Raw genomic sequence first — 18,541 nt, forward strand, 5'->3', positions numbered from 1 at the left:
CTGTGCCCCGCACACGTACACAGCGCACAGAACGCACTGAGAACAGAGAAGCGGGCCACCCGGATTCGGATGGCCCGCTTCTTCTCTGACGATCTGCTGTGGAGCTAAGGAGAATTGAACTCCTGACCTCCTGCATGCCATGCAGGCGCTCTACCAACTGAGCTATAGCCCCTTGCGGTGTACCGCTTCCGGGCTCCCCGGCGGCGGCAGCGCCAACATTACACGGTCCTTCCGGTCGATCACCAAATCGTTTCCGCTCTGCACCGATTAGACCGGTACTGTCACCTTTCGTGACCGTTCCCGTACTTGTGCAGCTTGTCCGGAACAGCGACCGGAGACCGTCTCCTCGGCGCGCGCTTCTGATCGCCGCCGCCGTCTGTCTGGTCTCCTTCGCAGCGTTCTGGACCGCGCAGCGTGCGGCCGGAGTCTCGATGATCGATCTGCTGGTCTACCGCGCCGAGGGCCGTACGGTGCTCGACGGGCTGGATCTCTACGCGATGCGCGCCACCCATGCCCGACTCCCCATGACCTACCCGCCGTTCGCCGCGCTGCTGTTCACGCCGCTCACGCTGCCGGGCGTGCCGCTGCTGCGTACGCTCACGACCGCCGGGAATCTGGTGCTGCTCGTCGTGTTCGTACGGCTCTCCCTCCAGCTCGCCCTTCAAGGACAGCTCGCTCTTCAAGGAAAAACGCGTCCTCCTAAGGAGGCACTGTCCAAGAAGCTGCCCAAGAAGGCGTCACCGCAGGCGGCCCGGCTATGGGTGGCGACGCTGTGGGTGGCCGCGTTCGCCGTCTGGTGCGAGCCGGTCTGGACGACACTGCGCTACGGGCAGATCAATCTGCTGCTCGCGGTGGCGGTGCTGTGGGATCTCACCCGGGAGCCCGCCCGTTGTCCCGCCCTCCTGAAAGGAAGACGCCGACACCGGTGGTCGGGCGCGGGCATCGGTCTCGCCGCCGCCGTCAAGCTCACTCCGGCCCTCTTCGCCGTCCTGCTGCTGCTCGTCGGACTGGTACGAGCACGCCGGACGGGCTGGAATCCGTGGCTGCGCCAGGCCGCGACAGCCACCGCCGTCTTCGTCGGAGCGACTCTCCTGGCCGCCGTCGTGCTCCCTGCGGACTCGCTCCGCTTCTGGACCGGAATCCTCTTCGAGACCGGCCGCGCGGGCCTCGCTGAGGACGCCGCCAACCAATCGCTGCGCGGAGTGCTGGCCCGGCTGTCGCACACCGGCGATCCGGCGCTCTGGTGGCCCGTGGCCGCCGCCGTGGTGGCCGTGACAGGGCTCACGGCGGCTGTCGCGACGGCGCTGCGCGAAGAGCGCGTCGGTGCGGTGGCCGGCTGTGCCGCAACGGCGCTGCTGATCAGCCCGGTCTCCTGGTCGCACCACTGGGTCTGGTGTGTGCCGATGGCGCTGTATGTCGCGGTGCGCGTGGGAGCCAGGTGGGCGGCGGCGGGCTGGCTGATCTTCTGTTCGTATGCCTTGTGGTGGGGACCGCGCCCGTCCGGCGGCCCCGAACTGGCCCAGGGAGCCCTTCAGATGGCCCTCTGCGCGCTCTATCCGCTCACGGCCCTGGCCCTGATCGGACTGCTGCTCGGCGACACCGCCAGGGCCCGGAGAGCCCAGGGATCCCAGGAAGCCCAGGGAGCCAAGGGATACGGTCAGGCCGTGGCGAACGAGTAGAACCGCTTGAGCGTGCAGTGCTCGTCCAGGAGACGGCCGTAGATCGGCTCGCCCTCCAGCTCCCGGTAGGTCTCGATGGGATCGCCTTTTATGATCAGCGCCCGCGCGCACTCCTCGCACCAGTACTGGAACTCGGGGTTGAGCGGATCCATGTCGCGAACGATGGGCGTACCACTGCCGCACCAGTCGCATTTACGCCTGTGGGCACCCATCAATCAGCTCCAACAGTGGCCGCAGGCCGTACACACGTAGGAAATCCCGCCGTTGTCACCGAGCACTTGAGCCACCTGGGACGAACCGCACGAGGGACAGTTGAGGCCGACGAGCGCCTCCGCCGGGACAAGCAGATCATCGGGCTCCTCGATGCTGCTGGCGGACAATACGGCTCTCCCTTCCGGTCCGGCCCTTCGTCCCCTTCGGTCGTCCGATTCTGCCACGCCGGAGCCTGGCGGGCAGCCGGAAAAAGCCTCCCGGTAAGGGCTTATACCGGACGTCGTCGGATCGCGGGACGCATCACCGTGCTGATGGGACCCGCCTCATCGCGTTGACGGGACCCGCCGCCGCGCCCAGGAGCGCGGCTCCGGCGAGCGCGAGCGTACACACCAGAAGCGCGTCGCCCGGCGCGTCGGAGCCCGGCACCGCCAGCCGGTTCAGGAAGAGCGTCCCGAATGTCGCGACTCCGATGAGCTGGCCGAGCTGGGTGACGGTGGCGAGCAGTCCGCTCGCGTCCGCCGCGTCCTCCTGGCGTACGGTCGCCAGCGCGCCCGTCAGTACGGGACTGAACCCGAGCGCCAGACCGGCACCGACACCGACGAAAGCGGCATACATCGCGAATCCGCCGTCGCCTATGTCGCGCAGCACCCAGCCCACGGCGGCGCAGGAGACGGCCGTCAGCAGGAATCCGCCGGGAATCAGCGCCCGTTGCAGCCTCCGGGGCCAGTTCCGCCAGGTCAGCCCGACCAGGCCGAAGACCACGGCCATCGGCGCGAAGGTCAGTCCCGCGCGCAGCGCGCTGTAGCCCAGACCGCCCTGGACATAGAGGGTGAAGCTGAACAGGAAGCCCGCGTTGACCGCCATCACCAGCAGGATCCGCAGGGCCGCGAGGCCCATCCCCGGGATACGGAGCACTCTCGGCGCTATCAGCGGAGCGCCTCCGCGCCGGGCGAGCCGGGCTTCGAGCACGAGGAAGCAGCCGAAGAGCACAGCGGCGGTGGCCAGGGAAACCCATGTCCAGCGCGGCCAGTCCTCCTCCTGGCCGAGGACCAGCGGCACGGTGAAGAGCGAGACCGCCGCGGCCAGCAGCACCAGCCCCGGCAGATCCAGACCGCGGGCGCGCTCCGGTTCACCGCGCCGGTCGCGCGGCAGCACCCGGGCGCCCAGGACCAGCAGCGCCAGCCCGATCGGTACGTTCACCAGGAAGACCGGCCGCCAGCTCGCACCGAACAGATCGGCGCTGACCAGCACACCGCCCAGCACCTGTCCCGCCGCGGCTCCGGTGGCGAGCACGGCCGCGTAGGCGCCGAGCGCCCGTACCCGCCGCTCACCGGCGAAGTTGCGCTGGATCAGACTGAGCACCTGCGGGATCATCAGCGCCGCGCCCGCGCCCTGGACCAGCCGGAAGGCGATCAACTGGCCGCTGCCCGCGGCCAGTCCACAGGCGAGCGAGGCGACGGTGAAGACCACGAGCCCGCCCAGATACAGCCGGCGGTGGCCCAGCAGATCGCCCAGCCTGGCGCCGGTGATCAGCAGGACGGCGTACGCGATGGTGTAGCCCGCGATGACGAGCTGGAGTCCGGCGCCCGAGGCGTCGAGTTCGGTACGGATCGTCGGCGCCGCCACATTGACGATGAACACATCGAGCAGCGCCATGAACTGGGCCGCGAGCACCACGGCGAGCAGCAGACCGGGCCGGCCGCGAACGCCGGTGCCGGTGTCGGCGGCGGTGCCGACAGCAGTGCTGGCAGCGGCTGTTCCCCCGGCATTGTCAGTGGCGTCGTCTTTACTTGATCCGCGGGTGTGTTGAGGGTTCTCGGGTGAGGTGGTCGTCATGGCACCGAGCCTGAGGGCGGTCGAGTACGGGTAACGAGAGCCCACTGATGCTGGTACTGACAGCACCTGGCAAGAGGCGGTGCGGGAACGGACGATGGAGGTGTGACAACGATGACGGTACGGGATGCAACAGGCCGGCGGCGCAGATCCGAGCTGGCGGTCTTTCTGCGCGGGCGCCGGGCGCGGGTGACGCCCGCCGATGTCGGAATGCCGCCGGGACTCCGCCGCCGTACGCCGGGACTGCGCCGCGAGGAGGTCGCGCAGCTCTCCGGCGTGGGCGTGACCTGGTACACCTGGCTGGAGCAGGGCCGTCCGATCAACGCCTCCGCGCAGGTGCTGGACGCGGTGGCGCGCACGCTGCGGCTCGACCGGACCGAGCGCGAGCATCTCTACCACCTCGCGGAGGTGCCGCACGAACCGGATCCGCAGGCCGACGCGGACGGTGTCGGCCCGGAGATCCAAGGCATCGTCGACACGCTCGATCCGCTTCCGGCGGTGGTGTACAACGCGCGGTACGACATCCTCGCGACCAATGCCGGCTATGACGACCTCTTCGACATCCCGATGATGCAGAAGTACGAACGTCCGAACGCGCTGTGGATCCTGTTCACCGTGCCCGAGGAGAAATGTCCGCTGGTCTATCCCGAGACGGAGCTGCCGGTGATGGTGGCGACGCTGCGCGGCGCGTACGGACGGCATGTGGGCGAGCCCGGCTGGGAGTCGTTCGTCCGCCGGCTCTCGGCGGCCAGCCCGCACTTCGCCGAGCTGTGGGAGAGCGGCGATGTGATACTGCCGGGACCTCGGGTGAAGACCTTCCGGCACGAGGCGGTCGGCGAGATACGGATGACCTCGGTCTCGCTGTCGGTCAACGGGATGCCGGAGTGCCGGATCGTCGTCTACACGCCGGTGGACGAGGAGAACCGGCAGCGGACGGCCACGCTACGGGCGCTGCGTCCTGGCGCGTAGAGCTCCCCGGAGCAGGGACGTCACCGCACCCGCCGTAGACGCGTCCGTACAGCAGAAATCCCGCCCCCCAGCTGGGGACGGGATCCGGATTGTGGAGCTAAGGAGAATTGAACTCCTGACCTCCTGCATGCCATGCAGGCGCTCTACCAACTGAGCTATAGCCCCGCGTGTTCTCCGCGCTCCGCGCCGCGAACAAGAAGAACTTTAGCCTGCGACCAGCCGGAAAGTGAAATCCCGGCCCTGCCACCGCCCGGAGCCGTTCAGTCGTCGTCGCCGAGGACCGGTTCGGGGAGAGTTCCCGCGTTGTGCTCCAGCAGCCGCCAGCCGCGCGCGCCCTCGCCGAGGACCGACCAGCAGCAGTTGGAGAGCCCGCCGAGGCCCTCCCAGTGGTGTGCCTCCAGGCCCAGCAGCCGGCCGATCGTGGTGCGGATCGTGCCGCCGTGGCTGACGACCACGAGCGTGCCGTCGTCGGGCAGCTTCTCGGCGTGGTGGAGCACCACGGGCGCGGCCCGGTCGGCGACCTCGGTCTCCAGCTCACCGCCGCCGCGCCGGACGGGCTCGCCGCGCTTCCAGGCCGCGTACTGCTCGCCGAACCCGGCGACGATCTCGTCGTGCGTCAGGCCCTGCCAGGCGCCCGCGAAGGTCTCGCGGAGAGTGGCGTCGTACGAGACGTCCAGCCGGGTGATCGCGGACAGCTCGGCGGCCGTGGCGGCGGCCCGCTGGAGGTCGGACGAGATGATCGCGTCCGGCTTCAGGGAGGCCAGCAGCCGGGCCGACCGCTGGGCCTGGGAGACGCCGGTGGCGGTCAGCCCGATGTCCGTGGAGCCCTGGAAGCGGCGCTCCACATTCCAGGCGGTCTGGCCATGCCGCCACAGGACGATACGGCGGCCTCTGCCGCCTTTGCTGCCGTTCAGCGCAGCTCACCGTCCGTCTCGACGGACGAGCCCGATCCGGACGGGCCCGTTCCCGCCGCGCCGGCGACTCCGGCGTGCTCCGCAGTCTTGCCGCGCGTCTTGACGGCGTCCTCGGGCAGCTCCAGCTCGGGGCAGTCCTTCCAGAGCCGCTCCAGGGCGTAGAAGACCCGCTCCTCGCTGTGCTGGACGTGCACGACGATGTCGACGTAGTCGAGCAGGATCCAGCGGGCGTCGCGGTCGCCCTCGCGGCGCACCGGCTTGGCGCCCAGCTCCTTCTGGAGCCGCTCCTCGATCTCGTCGACGATCGACTTGACCTGGCGGTCGTTGGGTGCGGAGGCGAGCACGAAGGCATCGGTGATCGACAGCACATCGCTGACGTCGTAGGCGATGATGTCGTGCGCGAGCCGGTCGGCCGCCGCCTGGGCGGCGGCCTTGACGAGCTGGATGGAACGATCAGTAGCGGTCACAAGCAGGCTTCCGTCGACGGTCATGGAGACATCCAGGATCTCACGCCGTACCGTCCCCCGGCACAGCCATTGTCCGCGGCCCGATCCAGGCCTTCGCGCCCCGCCCTCGCGCTCGGCCCAGGGCCCTCGGGGCCGTGTGCGAGGCTCCCCGCACACGGCCCGTAGACCTGCTGCTCCGCCTACTCCACGTCGATCTTGTAGTCCTCGCCCAGGACCACCGAGACATCGGCGTTCGGAGCGGGCGTGCCCTTCTGCACCGCGCTCGTCGGCAGTCCCAGCGTCTTGGCCACCTCGACCGCCTTCGGCTTGTTCGCGTCGTCGCCATAGCTGACCTGCGAGGACGTCTGCGCGAGACCGGTGCCCGCGTCCACGAAGCCATAGCCGCCGTTGACCAGCGAGATCCGGGCCGACTCCGCCGCGTCCTGGTTTCCGCTCGCGTTTTTCACGCCGACCCGTACGGCCGAGCCCTTCTCCGGAGCGCTGACCGAGCCGCCCAGGATGTCCTTGACCACGGTGTCGGCGGTCTGCTCGCTGAGCCTGCCGTCCGTCTCGACGGGCAGCACCTTGGTGCTGTAGTCGCCCACCTTCGCGTGTTCGGCGAGCTTGGCGAGCGAGGCGCCCAGGTCCTTCTCGGGAAGCGACGGATCGAGGATCTGCGCCAGCGTCTCCACGGTGATCGTCGCGGCCTGCGGATCGTCCGACATCTTCCGCAGCACGCCCTGGAGCACCTGGCCGAACCGCTGGAGCTGCTTCGACTCCGGCTCGCCCGGCCCGCGGTAGGTCGCGTAGGCGACGGCCATCCGCCCGCTGAGCGTCTGGTTCTGGCCCTTCTTCACCACCGGCGCCTCGCCCTTCTTCGCGCCGGGCACCTCGGTGTCGGTGGTCAGATCGATGGTGCCGACCAGTTCGACGAGATTGTCCAGATACGGAGTGTCCAGCCGCCAGGTGCCGGTGATCTCGGTGCCGAGCAGCGTCCCGATAGCCTCGCGGGTGCCGTCCGAACCGTCCTCGTCGACCGACTTGCCGAGCGTGGTGGGCTCGCCGTCGGCGTTGGCGACGGCGAGGGAGTTGGGCAGCAGCAGCGTCGTGCCCCGGCCGGTCGTGGAGTTGTTGACCAGCAGCGCCGTGGATGTGCCCTTCTGCTTGGTGTTGTGCAGATGCACCACGATCACATCGCGCTTCTGCGGTCCCGTGGCCGTGCTCTGCGCCTTCTCCGTCGTGGACAGTCCGGGCAGCTTGCCCGCGTACCAGAGGTAGCCGACGCCGCCGGCGACGGCCAGGGCGAGTACGACGATCAGGGCCACCACTCGGTTACGGCCCCGGCGCCGGGCCTCCTCGCGCCGCTCGGAGCGGCTCTCGGTGAACTTGAGCCAGTCGATGACGTCTTCGGAGTCCTCGTCGGGCTCCTCGATGAAGGAGAACTGCTCGGTCCGGTAGTCACGGTCCTGCGACTCCTGCGTCCCCTGCGGCTCTTCCTCCGTCTCCTGTGTCTCAGGGCGCCGCTGCCCGGGCACGGCGGGCTGGGCGTGCTGCGCGGGCATGGAGGGCTGCGCCGTCTGCTGCTGCGGGATGTTCCACTGCTGAGTGGTGTCGACCGCGACGGGAGGCTGTTGGCCCGTCTCGTACGCCTGCTGCTGCCCGGTGTCGTAGCCGTATCCGTCGTACCCGTATCCCTGTTGCTGGGCATAAGGGTCGTACTGCCCCTGGGACGGCGGCTGTTGAGGCTGCTGGGACTGGTGAGGCGCCTGGGCGTACGGGTCGTATCCGTATCCCTGCTGCCCGTGCTGCCCCTGCTGCCCCTGCTGTTGCGGATGCTGCGGTTGCTGCTGCTGCGATTGCTGATGTTGCTGGTGCTGTTGCGGCTGCTGGTACACCGGCTGCCCGTACTCGTCGTATCCGACGAGCTGGGGCTGCGTGTAATACGGGTCGTACGGATCGTACGGCTGCTGCTGGTCGTTCACCGGTGCCCCTCTCCGTGGCTCAGTCGCTCATGCGCCGCGGTACAACTGCCGTTTGTCGATGTAGCGCACCACACCGTCGGGCACCAGATACCAGACCGGATCGCCCTTCGCGACTCTCTCCCGGCAGTCGGTCGACGAGATCGCCAGCGCCGGAATCTCCACCAGGGACACCCCGCCCTTGGGCAGTCCGTCGGCCGACAGATCATGGCCCGGCCGTGTGACTCCGATGAAATGGGCGAGCGAGAACAGCTCTTCGTGATTCCGCCAACTCAGAATCTGGGAGAGCGCGTCGGCTCCGGTGATGAAGAAGAGATCCGCGTCGCCGTGGAGAGACCGAAGATCCCGCAGCGTGTCGATCGTATACGTCGGGCCGCCGCGGTCGATGTCGCTGCGGCTGACCGAGAACTGCGGATTGGACGCCGTGGCGATGACCGTCATCAGATAGCGGTCCTCGGCCGGCGAGACCGCGCGCTGGGTCTTCTGCCACGGCTGCCCGGTCGGCACGAACACCACCTCGTCGAGATGGAACAGGGCGGCCACTTCACTGGCCGCCACCAGGTGTCCGTGGTGGATCGGATCGAAGGTCCCGCCCATCACGCCGAGCCGGCGCCTGCCGCGGTTCACGGCCGGGCCGGACCCGGGACCGGTCACGAGTCCGGTTCCGGCGCCGGTGGACGCTCGCTGCTCTCCCATGCGTGCAGAGCCTACTTGCACCGGGTTACGGGCCGGGGTCAGCGGTCGCGGTTGAAGCGAGTGGTGATCCACAGCAGCAGAAGCAGCCCGAACAGCGCGCCGCCGCCGATGAGGAACGGGTTGAGGCTTTCGTGGTTGCCGCCGTGTTCGGCGCCCTCGGCGAGCATGACCAGGTTGGCGGCGGTGCCGGTGAGGCTCATCTTCAACAGGCCCTATCGATCGTGTCGGAGCGGAGACTTCGCGCACATCGTATGCGGGGGCCTCGGGCACCCTTACGCCGACTCAGTCGTTGTGGTCGTTGTCGCGGTATCCGCGCAACAGGAACCAGGCCAGCAGGACGGCTCCCACCATGGAGGCGCCCAGCACGATCCGGAGCGTATCGCCCGGTCCCTGCTGATCGGCTGCCGCGGCGAGCAGTGTGGCGGTATCCGGCATGTCGGGTGTGCTCCTCGGTCTCTCCGGTCGGCGCCCGGGGCCCTTCCCCGGGAAACACACGGCCGCTGCCCCCCGCCACACGGTAGCTCCAGGCATTTAGTCTGGGGCCGTCAGGGGGACGAGCTTGGACTCGGAGAAAGCGGGGACATCCATGACCGAATCCGAAGGCAAACAAGGCAACGGCTCCAACGGCGGCAACCGCGACGACCACGGGGACGCACTCCACAAGAACGTGCCGAGCAGGCAGCGCAAGCGCTTCCCCGGCATCTCCTCGCGGGCATATGAACATCCCGCGGACCGCTCGGCGCTGGTCGCCCTGCGCAAGCTCAGCGGATTCGACACGGTGTTCAAGGCGATGAGCGCGCTGCTGCCGGAGCGGAGCCTGCGGCTCCTCTTCCTCTCGGACTCCGTACGCGTCAGCGACGCGCAGTTCGCGCATCTGCACGCCATGCTGCGGGACGCCTGTTACATCCTGGACCTGGAGAAGGTCCCGACGATGTATGTGGCGCAGGATCCCAAGCCGAACGCGATGTGCATCGGCCTGGACGAGCCGATCATCGTGGTCACCACCGGGCTGGTGGAGCTGCTCGACGAGGAGGAGATGCGGGCGGTCGTCGGCCATGAGGTCGGCCATGCCCTCTCCGGTCACTCCGTCTACCGGACGATACTGCTGTTCCTGACGAATCTGGCGCTCAAGGTCGCCTGGATCCCGCTGGGCAATGTCGCGATCATGGCGATCGTGACGGCACTGCGGGAGTGGTTCCGCAAGTCGGAGCTGTCGGCGGACCGGGCCGGTCTGCTGGTCGGACAGGATGTACGGGCCTCGATGCGCGGTCTGATGAAGATCGCCGGTGGCAACCATCTGCATGAGATGAATGTGGACGCGTTCCTGGAGCAGGCCGCGGAGTACGAGGCGGGCGGCGATCTGCGTGACTCCGTGCTCAAGATCCTGAACGTGCTGCCGCGCTCGCATCCCTTCACCACCGTGCGCGCCGCCGAGCTGAAGAAGTGGGCGGAGAGCCGTGACTTCCAGCGGATCATGGACGGTCACTATCCGCGCCGCGAGGAGGACAAGGACACATCCGTCACGGACTCCTTCCGCGACTCCGCGGCGCATTACGCGGACACGGTCCGTGGCAGCAAGGACCCGCTGATGAAGCTGGTGGGCGATATCGCGGGCGGCGCGGGTGACCTCGGCGGCAAGCTGCGTGGCGTCTTCACGGGCGGTGGCGGCGGTGGCGCCTCCCGCGCCACGGACGGCACCGACTCTGACCCGGGCACGGGCGCGGGCCCAGGAGACAAGAGCTAGTTTCGCCGGAGCCGGCCGGCTGCCGGTTTGTCCTCAATCGCCGGACGGGCTGATTTTCAGCCCGTCCGGCGCGGCTGCGCCGTTGGGCTGGGCTGGGCCGTACGGGCCAGCGTGCCGCACAGCGCCGTATCGGCCGGGCCCGTCGAGTACGGATCCGTACCGGCCGGATCGTCCGGCTTCGCCCGCTCACCGGCCAGCAGAGGCCGCAGCGTCGTCGGCGGCTCGGCAGAGCAGGCCTGCGGGCCCGCCAGGACATCGCTGCTGAGCACCTGCGTACGGTGCTTGATCAGATCCTCCACGTCGAACCGGAAGCGCATCTCGCGCCGGACGGTGAACAGCGACGCGTCCCGTACGGGCTGATCGGTCGGCCGCTCGGCGGACGCGGCCGGTCGCAGCGCGTACACGAAGACATGGTCCGAGGTGATCTCCAGCATCCCGGTCGAGCTCTGCTCGTACCGCAGGGTGCCGCGCGCACGCACACCGCCGACCGTCGCCGTCTTCGCCGGGTCGAACCGTACGAGCCAGCCGGCCGGAGCGTGCCGGCCGTCGTCGGCCGGAGCGGCGAAGCTGCGGTCGAACTGGTCGAACTGGTCGGGTTCCAGCAGCACCCTCACAGGCCGCACCGTATGGCCCGTGAGGACGTCCGGATCCATCGAGGACGCCACGAGATAGTCCTTGACGGTGGTCAGCGCGGCCATCACCTGGCCCTCCGAGAAGTCGCCGGTCTCCCGGGCCGGAGGCAGCGCGATCCCGGCCGCGCCCTCCTGGAACTGCGCCGCCGGGCTGTGCTCGAAGAGATCCTCGGGACTGCCGCCCGGCACCGGCTCCCTCGGCGCCAGCGGGACCACCGCCATCCGCAACTGCTCCGCGGTGCCGCCGATCGGGGGACGGTACGGATTGCGCAGGCCCAGATACACCGCCGTACCGAAGGCGAGCACGATCACCAGGAAGAGCAGCAGCACCCGTCTGGGACCGTTCCTGAACCACGGATGTCGGCGTCTCCTGGGCGGAGGCGGCGGGACCCGCCGTACGGCGTGGGCGTGGTCCTTCATCCGCTCCTTGGCGGAGGCCTCACGGAGGCGGGCAGCGCGGATGAACGATTCGTCGAAGTCGACGGACCCGTACTCGTCGTCACCTCCGCCCGGGAGCCCCTCAGGTCCCCCTTCGGGTGGGTCTCCGCGCCCTGCCATACCTTCAGGGTAGGTCGGCGAGGGCGATCGTAAACGCTCGGACAACCGTCAAGTACCGGTACGGCGCCGTTCCGCCATTCAGGTGAAAACCTGGAAACCGGAAGGACTTTCGACCGGATTTCCGCGAGGTTCGGAGCGAGGTCGGCGCGCACTTGAGCGGAAGCTTGAGCGCCAGGTCCACCGCGAGGTCTGCCCAGGCTTCAGGGCGAGCGCGGAGCCGCGGAGAGCGGCGGCCCCGTGGGCACCGCGGAGACCGCGGGACCGACCGGTCCCGGCTTGTCGATCCCGGTCGTGGCGGGCTGCGGCACCTGACTGTCACGGCTGCTGGAGGCGCCGCGGTAGACGGCGGTGAACGCGAGCGCGACCATCCCGATGCCCATCAGCAGCGCGAGCAGCCAGGCGACCGGGCGGTGCCAGCGGGCGCTGCCGCGGTACGGGCGCAGAGCGCCGCCATGGCGTCCGTACGGGCCGAGAGCCGCGTCCGGGTCGTCGGGGTCGTACTCGCTGTCGTAGGGATACTCGGGGCCGTATGCGCCGTCCCGGCCGTACAGCTCCTCGTAGAGCTCGTCCTCGGGCGGTCCGCCACCGGCCCTCGCCCGGGCCGCCTCGGCCTCCGCGCGCGCCTGCGCTGCGGCCAGCAGCCGTTCCACGGCGGAGGGTTCATGGACGGCGGCCGACCGGACGAAGTCCTCGTCGAACACCACGGAGGCGAACTCCTCGTCCGCTCCTCCGCGGTCGTCGTCGGGCTCCCAGCCGTCCGGGAACGGCCTGCCCCCCACGTCGTCCGGCACCTCTTCAGAGTAGACCTGGGCGGTCGTTTTGGGCAGGCGGAGTCCGAACTCTCCCGACTTCGTTCACAGCGCCCGCTCAGCGGAACCCCACGCCCGGCCACCGGACATGACCGTCACCGGGACCACCGGACATGGTCGCCGGAACTACCGGACATGACCGTCACCGGTGACGATGTACTTCGTCGACGTCAGCTCCGGCAGTCCCATCGGCCCGCGCGCGTGCAGCTTCTGCGTGGAGATCCCGATCTCGGCCCCGAAGCCGAACTGTCCGCCGTCCGTGAACCGCGTGGACGCGTTCACGGCGACCGTCGTGGAATCGACCAACTGGGTGAATCGCCGGGCCGCCGCCTGCGAGGTGGTGACGATCGCCTCCGTATGGCCGGACGACCAGAGCCGGATATGGGCGACGGCCGCGTCCAGCGAGTCCACCACGGCGGCGGCGATGTCGTACGAGAGGTACTCGGTCTCCCAGTCCTCCGCGGTGGCCGCCACGACCGTCGCCTTCGAGCCCTCCGCGTACGCCAGCACCCGCTCGTCGGCGTGGACGGTGACTCCGGCGTCGGCGAGCGCGTCCAGCGCGCGCGGCAGGAACGCCGCCGCGATGTCCTGGTGGACCAGCAGCGTCTCGGCCGCGTTGCAGACGCTGGGCCGCTGCGCCTTGGAGTTGATCAGGATCTCGACGGCCATGTCGAGATCGGTCTGCGCGTCCACATACACATGGCAGTTGCCGGTGCCGGTCTCGATGACGGGCACGCTGGATCCCTCGACGACCGTACGGATCAGGGAGGCGCCACCGCGCGGAATCAGCACGTCGACCAGTCCGCGCGCCCGCATCAGTTCCTGTACGGACTCCCGGCCCTCGCCCGGTACGAGCTGGACGGCGTCCGCGGGCAGTCCGGCACCGCCGACGGCGTCACGCAGCACCCGGACGAGCGCGGTGTTGGAGGAGAGCGCCGAGGACGAGCCGCGCAGCAGTACGGCGTTGCCGGACTTCAGACAGAGGGCGGCGGCGTCCACGGTGACATTGGGACGTGCCTCGTAGATGATCCCGACCACGCCGAGCGGCACCCGCACCTGGCGCAGATCGATGCCGTTCGGCAGCGTCGAACCGCGGACGACCTCACCGACCGGATCGGGCAGCGCCGCCACGTCTCGTACGTCCGCGGCGATGGCCCGTACCCGCTCCGGCGTCAGGGTGAGCCGGTCGATGACCGCCTCGCTCGTGCCCGCCTCCCGGGCCCGGGCCACGTCCTCGGCGTTGGCCGTGACGATCTCGTGCGTACGGACCTCCAGCGCGTCCGCGATCGCCAGCAGTGCGTCGTCCTTGGCCGCGCGCGGCAGCGGCGCGAGGTCGCCGGCCGCGGCACGGGACCGGTAGGCGGCCCTGGCGACCGGGGAGAGGTTGTCGTACGGCGAGAGCGAGGTCATGCCCGCAGGGTAGTGCGCCTCCTGCGGGCATTCCGCACGTATTCCGTACTCCGAGACACTTCCGGGCGGATGCCGGAACGTATGGCCGTGCCCGGAGCACGGACGGACCTGAAGGAACGTGACCGGTCGTGATCAGGCGTAATCAGACATGATCGGATGTGCGCCGACGCATGAGGCCGACGCAGCCGCCGCATGAGGCGACATAAGTGCGTCGGACATCGCATCAGTGCGTCAGAAGCGCGTCAGAAGGGATGGACGCCCACCGGAGCCGCCGGAGGCGGACCGTATCCCTCCGCGATCCGCAGGTGGTACGTCTCGCGGTCGATGACCTCAAGGCCCACGATCTCCCACGGCGGCAGCTTCGCGCTCGACCGGTGCTCGCCCCAGAGCCGCAGGGCCACCGCGGCGGCGTCGTGCAGATCTCTGGCCTCTTCCCAGTAGCGGATCTCCGCGTGGTCGTTCGCGTACCGGCTCGTGAGCAGAAACGGATGGTCGTGGGCAAGCTGTTCCAAGCCACGCCGGACCTCCGTCAGCGGAGTTTCGGCGCCCGAGACGCTCAGCGTGATGTGCCACAGCTTCGACACCGCCCGGCCCTCCCGGCGCGCGTCCGTTCTCGATACGGCCTCCCGCGGTCGCTCCTCGTCGAAGTCTTCCCCCGCTTCGACGCTGGTCAGGGCCCGTTCTTCCGCCTTGGCCCTGCGGGCATGGGCGCTGCCCCCGGTCCCTCGGGGCACCGCCCCCGGGCGCGCTCGTCTCACCAGCGGCCTCCTGTTGTTGCGTCGTCGTGCTGTTCCCCGCCTGATACCCCTGAGACAAAGTTGACCAGTCCCGGGCGCGGCATGGGGCGGTTTTGGTAAAGGTCCCTGTTCAAAGGCAGGAGTTTCAGCCGTTTCAGGGGCGCGGTCAGGGACGCAGGATGACCAGATCGTCTCTGTGTACGACCTCGCGCTCATAGGCGGGACCCAGTTCGCGCGCGAGCTCCCGGGTGGAGCGGCCGAGGAGCTGCGGGATCTCCTTCGCGTCGAAGTTGACCAGCCCGCGGGCGACGGCGCGGCCCTCGGTGTCCCGGAGCTCGACCGGGTCGCCGGCGCTGAACTCGCCCTCCACGGCGGCGATCCCGGCGGGCAGCAGCGAGGTGCGCCGCTGGACGACTGCCCGTACGGCACCGTCGTCCAGTGTGAGCGCGCCCTGCGGAGTGGAGGCGTGCGCGAGCCAGAGCAGCCGGCCCGCGGAGCGGCGTCCCGTGCGGTGGAAGTACGTACCGGTGTCGCGGCCCGCGAGACCGTCGGCGGCGTGGCTGGCCGAGGTCAGCACCACCGGGACACCGGCCTCGGTGGCGATCGCGGCGGCCTCGACCTTGGTGACCATGCCGCCGGTGCCGAGCCCCGCCTTGCCCGCGCTGCCGAGGGAGACGCCCGCCAGATCGGCGGGACCGCGCACCTCGGCGATCCTGGTGGTGCCGGGCCTGCTGGGATCGCCGTCGTACAGCCCGTCGACGTCCGAGAGCAGGACGAGCAGATCGGCCCGGACGAGATGGGCGACGAGGGCGGCCAGCCGGTCGTTGTCGCCGAACCGGATCTCGTCCGTGGCGACCGTGTCGTTCTCGTTGACGACGGGCACGGCGCCCATGCCGAGGAGCTGGTCGAGCGTGCGGTAGGCGTTGCGGTAGTGGGCCCGGCGGCTGGTGTCGTCCGTGGTGAGGAGCACCTGTCCGACGCGTACGCCGTACCGGGCGAAGGACGCGGTGTAACGGGCGACCAGCAGCCCTTGTCCGACGCTGGCCGCGGCCTGCTGACGGGCCAGGTCCCGAGGACGGCGGATCAGCCCGAGCGGTGCGAGTCCGGCGGCGATGGCACCGCTGGAGACCAGCACGATCTCCTTCTCGCCGCCGCTTCTGACCTGGGCGAGCACATCGACAAGGGCGTCGACACGGTCGGCGTCGAGTCCCCCGGATGCGGTGGTGAGCGAGGAGGAGCCGACCTTGACGACGATTCTGCGGGCCTGCGCCACCACCTCGGCCCGCCCGGCCGGCTCAGGCCCGTCGCCCCGGTCAGGCCCGTCAACCCGATGAGGCTCGTCCACCCGCTCCGGGCGATCCACCGGCTCCGGCTGCCCCGCCGCGTCCGCGTCCCGTCGTCCCGCCGCGTCCTGCCGTGCCGCTGCCACGTGCTCTGCCTCTGCTCTCACTGCGCTTCTTCGCCGCACCGCACCGCGCTCTTCGCCGCGCCCGCCGCGCTCACCGTCGGAGGCCCACGGTCGGGGAGCCTCCCGACCGGTCAGCGTACGCGGGCCACGCCCGGGGACGGCACGCCTTTTCAGTGGGTGGGACGAGGGCCCGCGCACCCGCTTCCTTGACGTAATCCAGGCCTCCGCACAACCGGAAGCGGGTGACAGCAGTCTGTCAGGTGTGACAACGGTGGGGAAACTTCGCGCTCCGAGCGAGGTTAGGCTGGCTCTCGGCAGCGCTCCCCTCGCTTCGCCGACGGCGGCGCCCCTTCCCCCCGTGTAGCACGCCGGGCAATCACACACGAGATGGGCCACCAGTACATGCCAGTAAAAGTGAGCGTCGTCATTCCGGTTTACAACCCGGGTAAGTACATCGATCCGTGCATCGATTCACTGCTGGCCCAGACACTGCCGGCCGCCGATTTCGAGGTGCTGTTCGTCGACGACGGTTCAACGGACGACACTCCCGGCCGGCTGGACAAACTGGCGGACGAACACCCTCACCTCCGGGTGATCCATATCCCTAACTCCGGCTGGCCCGGAAAGCCCAGGAACATCGGTGTGTCCGAGGCGAAGGGCGAGTACGTCCAGTTCCTCGACCAGGACGACCACCTGGCCTCCGACGCCCTGCGGAGGCTGTACGAGATGGGCCACCGCAACGGCTCCGACATCGTGATCGGCAAGGTCGCGTCGAATTTCCGCGGCGTTCCGCACGGAGTGTTCAGGACGAACCGCGAGAAGTGCGATCTGACCGACGCACCGCTCTACGACAGCCTCACGCCGCACAAGATGTTCCGTACGGAGTTCCTCCGCGAGAACGGCATCGCCTATCCCGAGGGCAAGCGGCGCCTTGAGGACCAGCTCTACATGATGCAGTCGTATTTCCCGGCGAAGGTCGTGTCGATCCTCGGGAATTACACCTGCTACTACTACTCGAAGCGGGACGACGGCCAGAACGCCGGATCGGCCAAGCTCGTGCCGTCCGGCTACTACGGCAACCTCCGTGAGGTCCTCCAGGTCGTCATGGACAACACCGAACCGGGTGAATTCCGGGACCGGTTGCTGCGCCGCTTCTACCGCGTCGAGATGCTCGGCAGGCTGAGCGAGCCGGGCGTGCTCACGTTCACTCCCGAGTATCTGGACGAGATGGTCGACGCCATCCGCCCGCTCGCCGAGGACTTCATGAACGACGGTGTGCACGAAGGGCTCGGCTCGCTGACGCGGCTGCGCTCCACCCTGCTGCGCGCCGACGACCGCGAAGGGCTGATGAAGGTCGCCCGCTTCGCCTCCTCGGTCAAGGGCGCCGCCCGTCTTGAGGACTTCGACTGGGAGTCCGACGGCAGGATCGCGCTCTCGCTGACGGGCCGTCTGGTCCATGGCGAGGACAAGGAACCGCTGCGTCTGGTCCGCCGCGACAACCGGTACTTCCTGCATCCGGAGATCACCGAAGGGCTGCTGCCCGCCGGTGAACTCCTCGATATCACCGGCGACATGGACGGCTTCAAGGGCGAACTGTCCCTGCGCAACCGCGAGACCGCCGTCGAGTGGCCGTGTCCCGTCGACTTCTCGGCCGAGGTCGAGAAGCTGGACGGCGACAGCTACGAGGTCGTGCTGCGCGGCCGGGGCCATGTCACCAGCGAGGCGGCCAAGGGACGCGGCCGGGTCTCCCGCGGCTTCTGGGACATCTGGGTGCCGCTGCGCGGCCTCGGGCTCGTACGGAAGGCCCGGCTCGGCGCCGACCGCGCGCCGCATGTGGACGCCAAGTGCCTGCCCGCGGTGCTCGGTTCGCCCGCGCGCCCGGTCATTCCGTACTTCACCGATCCGCACGGCAATCTCACTCTCGATGTCGCGGGCCGCGCCAAGAAGCTCGCCGCCTATCTCGCGGACCGGCCGGTACGGCGGATGCCCGGCAGCGGCCGGCCCGAGCTGCGGCTCGATGTGTTCACCGGCACCAAGTCCGGCTCCCGGGCCGCCGAGCTGATCGTGACCGCCGTGGACGGCACCACCCGTACCCTGCCCGCCACCCTGCGTCCCGACCACGGCCGGGCACATCTCGGCGTGCCCGCGCGTGTGGCGGATCTGCCCGTCGGCACGGCGCGGCTGTCGGCGCGGCTGGACGGTCCGAAGGGAGCCGAACTGCCGCTCTGCGAGGTGCCCGTGGCCGCCGGCGGCCGGATCAGGCTCGACCGCAGCGAGGTGGCCGTCGTCGACGCGGCACTCGTACGGGTGGTCACGGTACGGCGCCGCAGGGCGGCCCTGCGGCGGCTGCTGCGCTCGGCGGGCGGGCCGATCGTACGGCGGCTGCCCTCCTCTGCGCGCAAGAAGGTACGCCGTCTCGCGGCCCGCTTCTGACCCGCCGGCGCGGCGCCTCCCTCCGTCTCCCCCGAACAGCACGCACCGTGCGACAAGAACACCGTGCGGCACCGTGCGACA

General features: G+C 69.5%; 17 protein-coding genes and 2 tRNA genes. 4 read left to right on the top strand and 15 right to left on the bottom strand.

Annotation, left to right across the window (positions count from 1 at the left end):
• Positions 1–99: 99 nt before the first annotated feature.
• Positions 100–172 (bottom strand) — tRNA-Ala (locus ACFV6H_RS12440).
• Positions 173–290: 118 nt separating this feature from the next.
• On the opposite strand from ACFV6H_RS12440, the gene ACFV6H_RS12445 reads away from it, so the two are divergent.
• Positions 291–1,679, top strand: coding sequence for a glycosyltransferase 87 family protein (locus ACFV6H_RS12445; protein WP_385540985.1), 1,389 nt, complete (start codon positions 291–293; stop codon positions 1,677–1,679).
• Here ACFV6H_RS12445 and ACFV6H_RS12450 read toward each other — a convergent pair.
• Together ACFV6H_RS12450 and ACFV6H_RS12455 are read right to left on the bottom strand one after the other, a co-directional pair.
• A complete protein-coding gene (locus ACFV6H_RS12450) occupies positions 1,658–1,891 on the bottom strand; it encodes a hypothetical protein (RefSeq protein ID WP_046498555.1) in 234 nt (77 codons plus the stop codon). The genes ACFV6H_RS12445 and ACFV6H_RS12450 overlap by 22 nt on opposite strands.
• Before the next feature lie 301 nt (positions 1,892–2,192).
• Positions 2,193–3,548: an MFS transporter gene (locus tag ACFV6H_RS12455; RefSeq protein ID WP_385541062.1), complete on the bottom strand. Its 1,356-nt coding sequence runs from the start codon at positions 3,546–3,548 to the stop codon at positions 2,193–2,195.
• 291 nt (positions 3,549–3,839) lie between these two features.
• Between ACFV6H_RS12455 and ACFV6H_RS12460 the strand changes: the two genes are divergently transcribed.
• Positions 3,840–4,694, top strand: a complete 855-nt coding sequence (locus ACFV6H_RS12460; RefSeq protein ID WP_385541064.1) for a helix-turn-helix transcriptional regulator — start codon at positions 3,840–3,842, stop codon at positions 4,692–4,694.
• 92 nt (positions 4,695–4,786) lie between these two features.
• On the opposite strand, the gene ACFV6H_RS12465 is transcribed toward ACFV6H_RS12460, so the two are convergent.
• The 7 genes from ACFV6H_RS12465 to ACFV6H_RS12495 all read right to left on the bottom strand — a co-directional run bounded on the left by ACFV6H_RS12465 (position 4,787) and on the right by ACFV6H_RS12495 (position 9,164).
• A tRNA-Ala gene (locus ACFV6H_RS12465) sits at positions 4,787–4,859 on the bottom strand.
• A 95-nt stretch (positions 4,860–4,954) separates the two neighbouring features.
• Complete coding sequence (locus ACFV6H_RS12470) at positions 4,955–5,608, bottom strand: histidine phosphatase family protein (protein ID WP_384980894.1); 654 nt, start codon at positions 5,606–5,608, stop codon at positions 4,955–4,957.
• The gene (gene rsfS, locus ACFV6H_RS12475; RefSeq protein WP_093590881.1) at positions 5,605–6,075 is read right to left on the bottom strand and encodes a ribosome silencing factor; all 471 of its coding nucleotides are present in this window, start codon (positions 6,073–6,075) and stop codon (positions 5,605–5,607) included. The genes ACFV6H_RS12470 and rsfS overlap by 4 nt, the downstream gene beginning before the upstream one ends.
• 179 nt (positions 6,076–6,254) lie before the next feature.
• Positions 6,255–8,036, bottom strand: coding sequence for an LCP family protein (locus tag ACFV6H_RS12480; protein ID WP_385540988.1), 1,782 nt, complete (start codon positions 8,034–8,036; stop codon positions 6,255–6,257).
• A gap of 27 nt (positions 8,037–8,063) precedes the next feature.
• Positions 8,064–8,729, bottom strand: a complete 666-nt coding sequence (nadD, locus tag ACFV6H_RS12485) for a nicotinate-nucleotide adenylyltransferase (RefSeq protein ID WP_093590863.1) — start codon at positions 8,727–8,729, stop codon at positions 8,064–8,066.
• A 38-nt stretch (positions 8,730–8,767) separates the two neighbouring features.
• Complete coding sequence (locus ACFV6H_RS12490) at positions 8,768–8,929, bottom strand: hypothetical protein (RefSeq protein ID WP_384980283.1); 162 nt, start codon at positions 8,927–8,929, stop codon at positions 8,768–8,770.
• Positions 8,930–9,011: 82 nt separating this feature from the next.
• Positions 9,012–9,164, bottom strand: coding sequence for a hypothetical protein (locus ACFV6H_RS12495; protein ID WP_384781292.1), 153 nt, complete (start codon positions 9,162–9,164; stop codon positions 9,012–9,014).
• A gap of 151 nt (positions 9,165–9,315) precedes the next feature.
• On the opposite strand from ACFV6H_RS12495, the gene ACFV6H_RS12500 reads away from it, so the two are divergent.
• Positions 9,316–10,473 (top strand): M48 family metallopeptidase, encoded by a 1,158-nt coding sequence (locus tag ACFV6H_RS12500; RefSeq protein ID WP_385540991.1) that lies wholly within the window; start codon positions 9,316–9,318, stop codon positions 10,471–10,473.
• Between the two features lie 56 nt (positions 10,474–10,529).
• On the opposite strand, the gene ACFV6H_RS12505 is transcribed toward ACFV6H_RS12500, so the two are convergent.
• From ACFV6H_RS12505 to proB, 5 genes are all read right to left on the bottom strand, one after another.
• Positions 10,530–11,663 (bottom strand): hypothetical protein, encoded by a 1,134-nt coding sequence (locus tag ACFV6H_RS12505; protein WP_385540993.1) that lies wholly within the window; start codon positions 11,661–11,663, stop codon positions 10,530–10,532.
• A gap of 200 nt (positions 11,664–11,863) precedes the next feature.
• Entirely contained in the window at positions 11,864–12,454 is a 591-nt protein-coding gene (locus ACFV6H_RS12510; RefSeq protein ID WP_385540995.1) for a hypothetical protein, read from the bottom strand.
• A 144-nt stretch (positions 12,455–12,598) separates the two neighbouring features.
• A complete protein-coding gene (locus ACFV6H_RS12515; RefSeq protein WP_384980272.1) occupies positions 12,599–13,882 on the bottom strand; it encodes a glutamate-5-semialdehyde dehydrogenase in 1,284 nt (427 codons plus the stop codon).
• Between the two features lie 242 nt (positions 13,883–14,124).
• Entirely contained in the window at positions 14,125–14,640 is a 516-nt protein-coding gene (locus ACFV6H_RS12520) for a hypothetical protein (RefSeq protein WP_384980269.1), read from the bottom strand.
• A 145-nt stretch (positions 14,641–14,785) separates the two neighbouring features.
• The gene (gene proB / locus ACFV6H_RS12525) at positions 14,786–15,892 is read right to left on the bottom strand and encodes a glutamate 5-kinase (RefSeq protein ID WP_385541066.1); all 1,107 of its coding nucleotides are present in this window, start codon (positions 15,890–15,892) and stop codon (positions 14,786–14,788) included.
• Between the two features lie 549 nt (positions 15,893–16,441).
• Here proB and ACFV6H_RS12530 point away from each other — a divergent pair.
• On the top strand, positions 16,442–18,460 hold the full coding sequence (locus ACFV6H_RS12530; protein WP_385540997.1) for a glycosyltransferase family 2 protein: 2,019 nt from the start codon (positions 16,442–16,444) through the stop codon (positions 18,458–18,460).
• Positions 18,461–18,541: the final 81 nt, after the last annotated feature.

It is taken from the genome of Streptomyces sp. NPDC059743 (assembly GCF_042732975.1).
Lineage (GTDB): Bacteria > Actinomycetota > Actinomycetes > Streptomycetales > Streptomycetaceae > Streptomyces.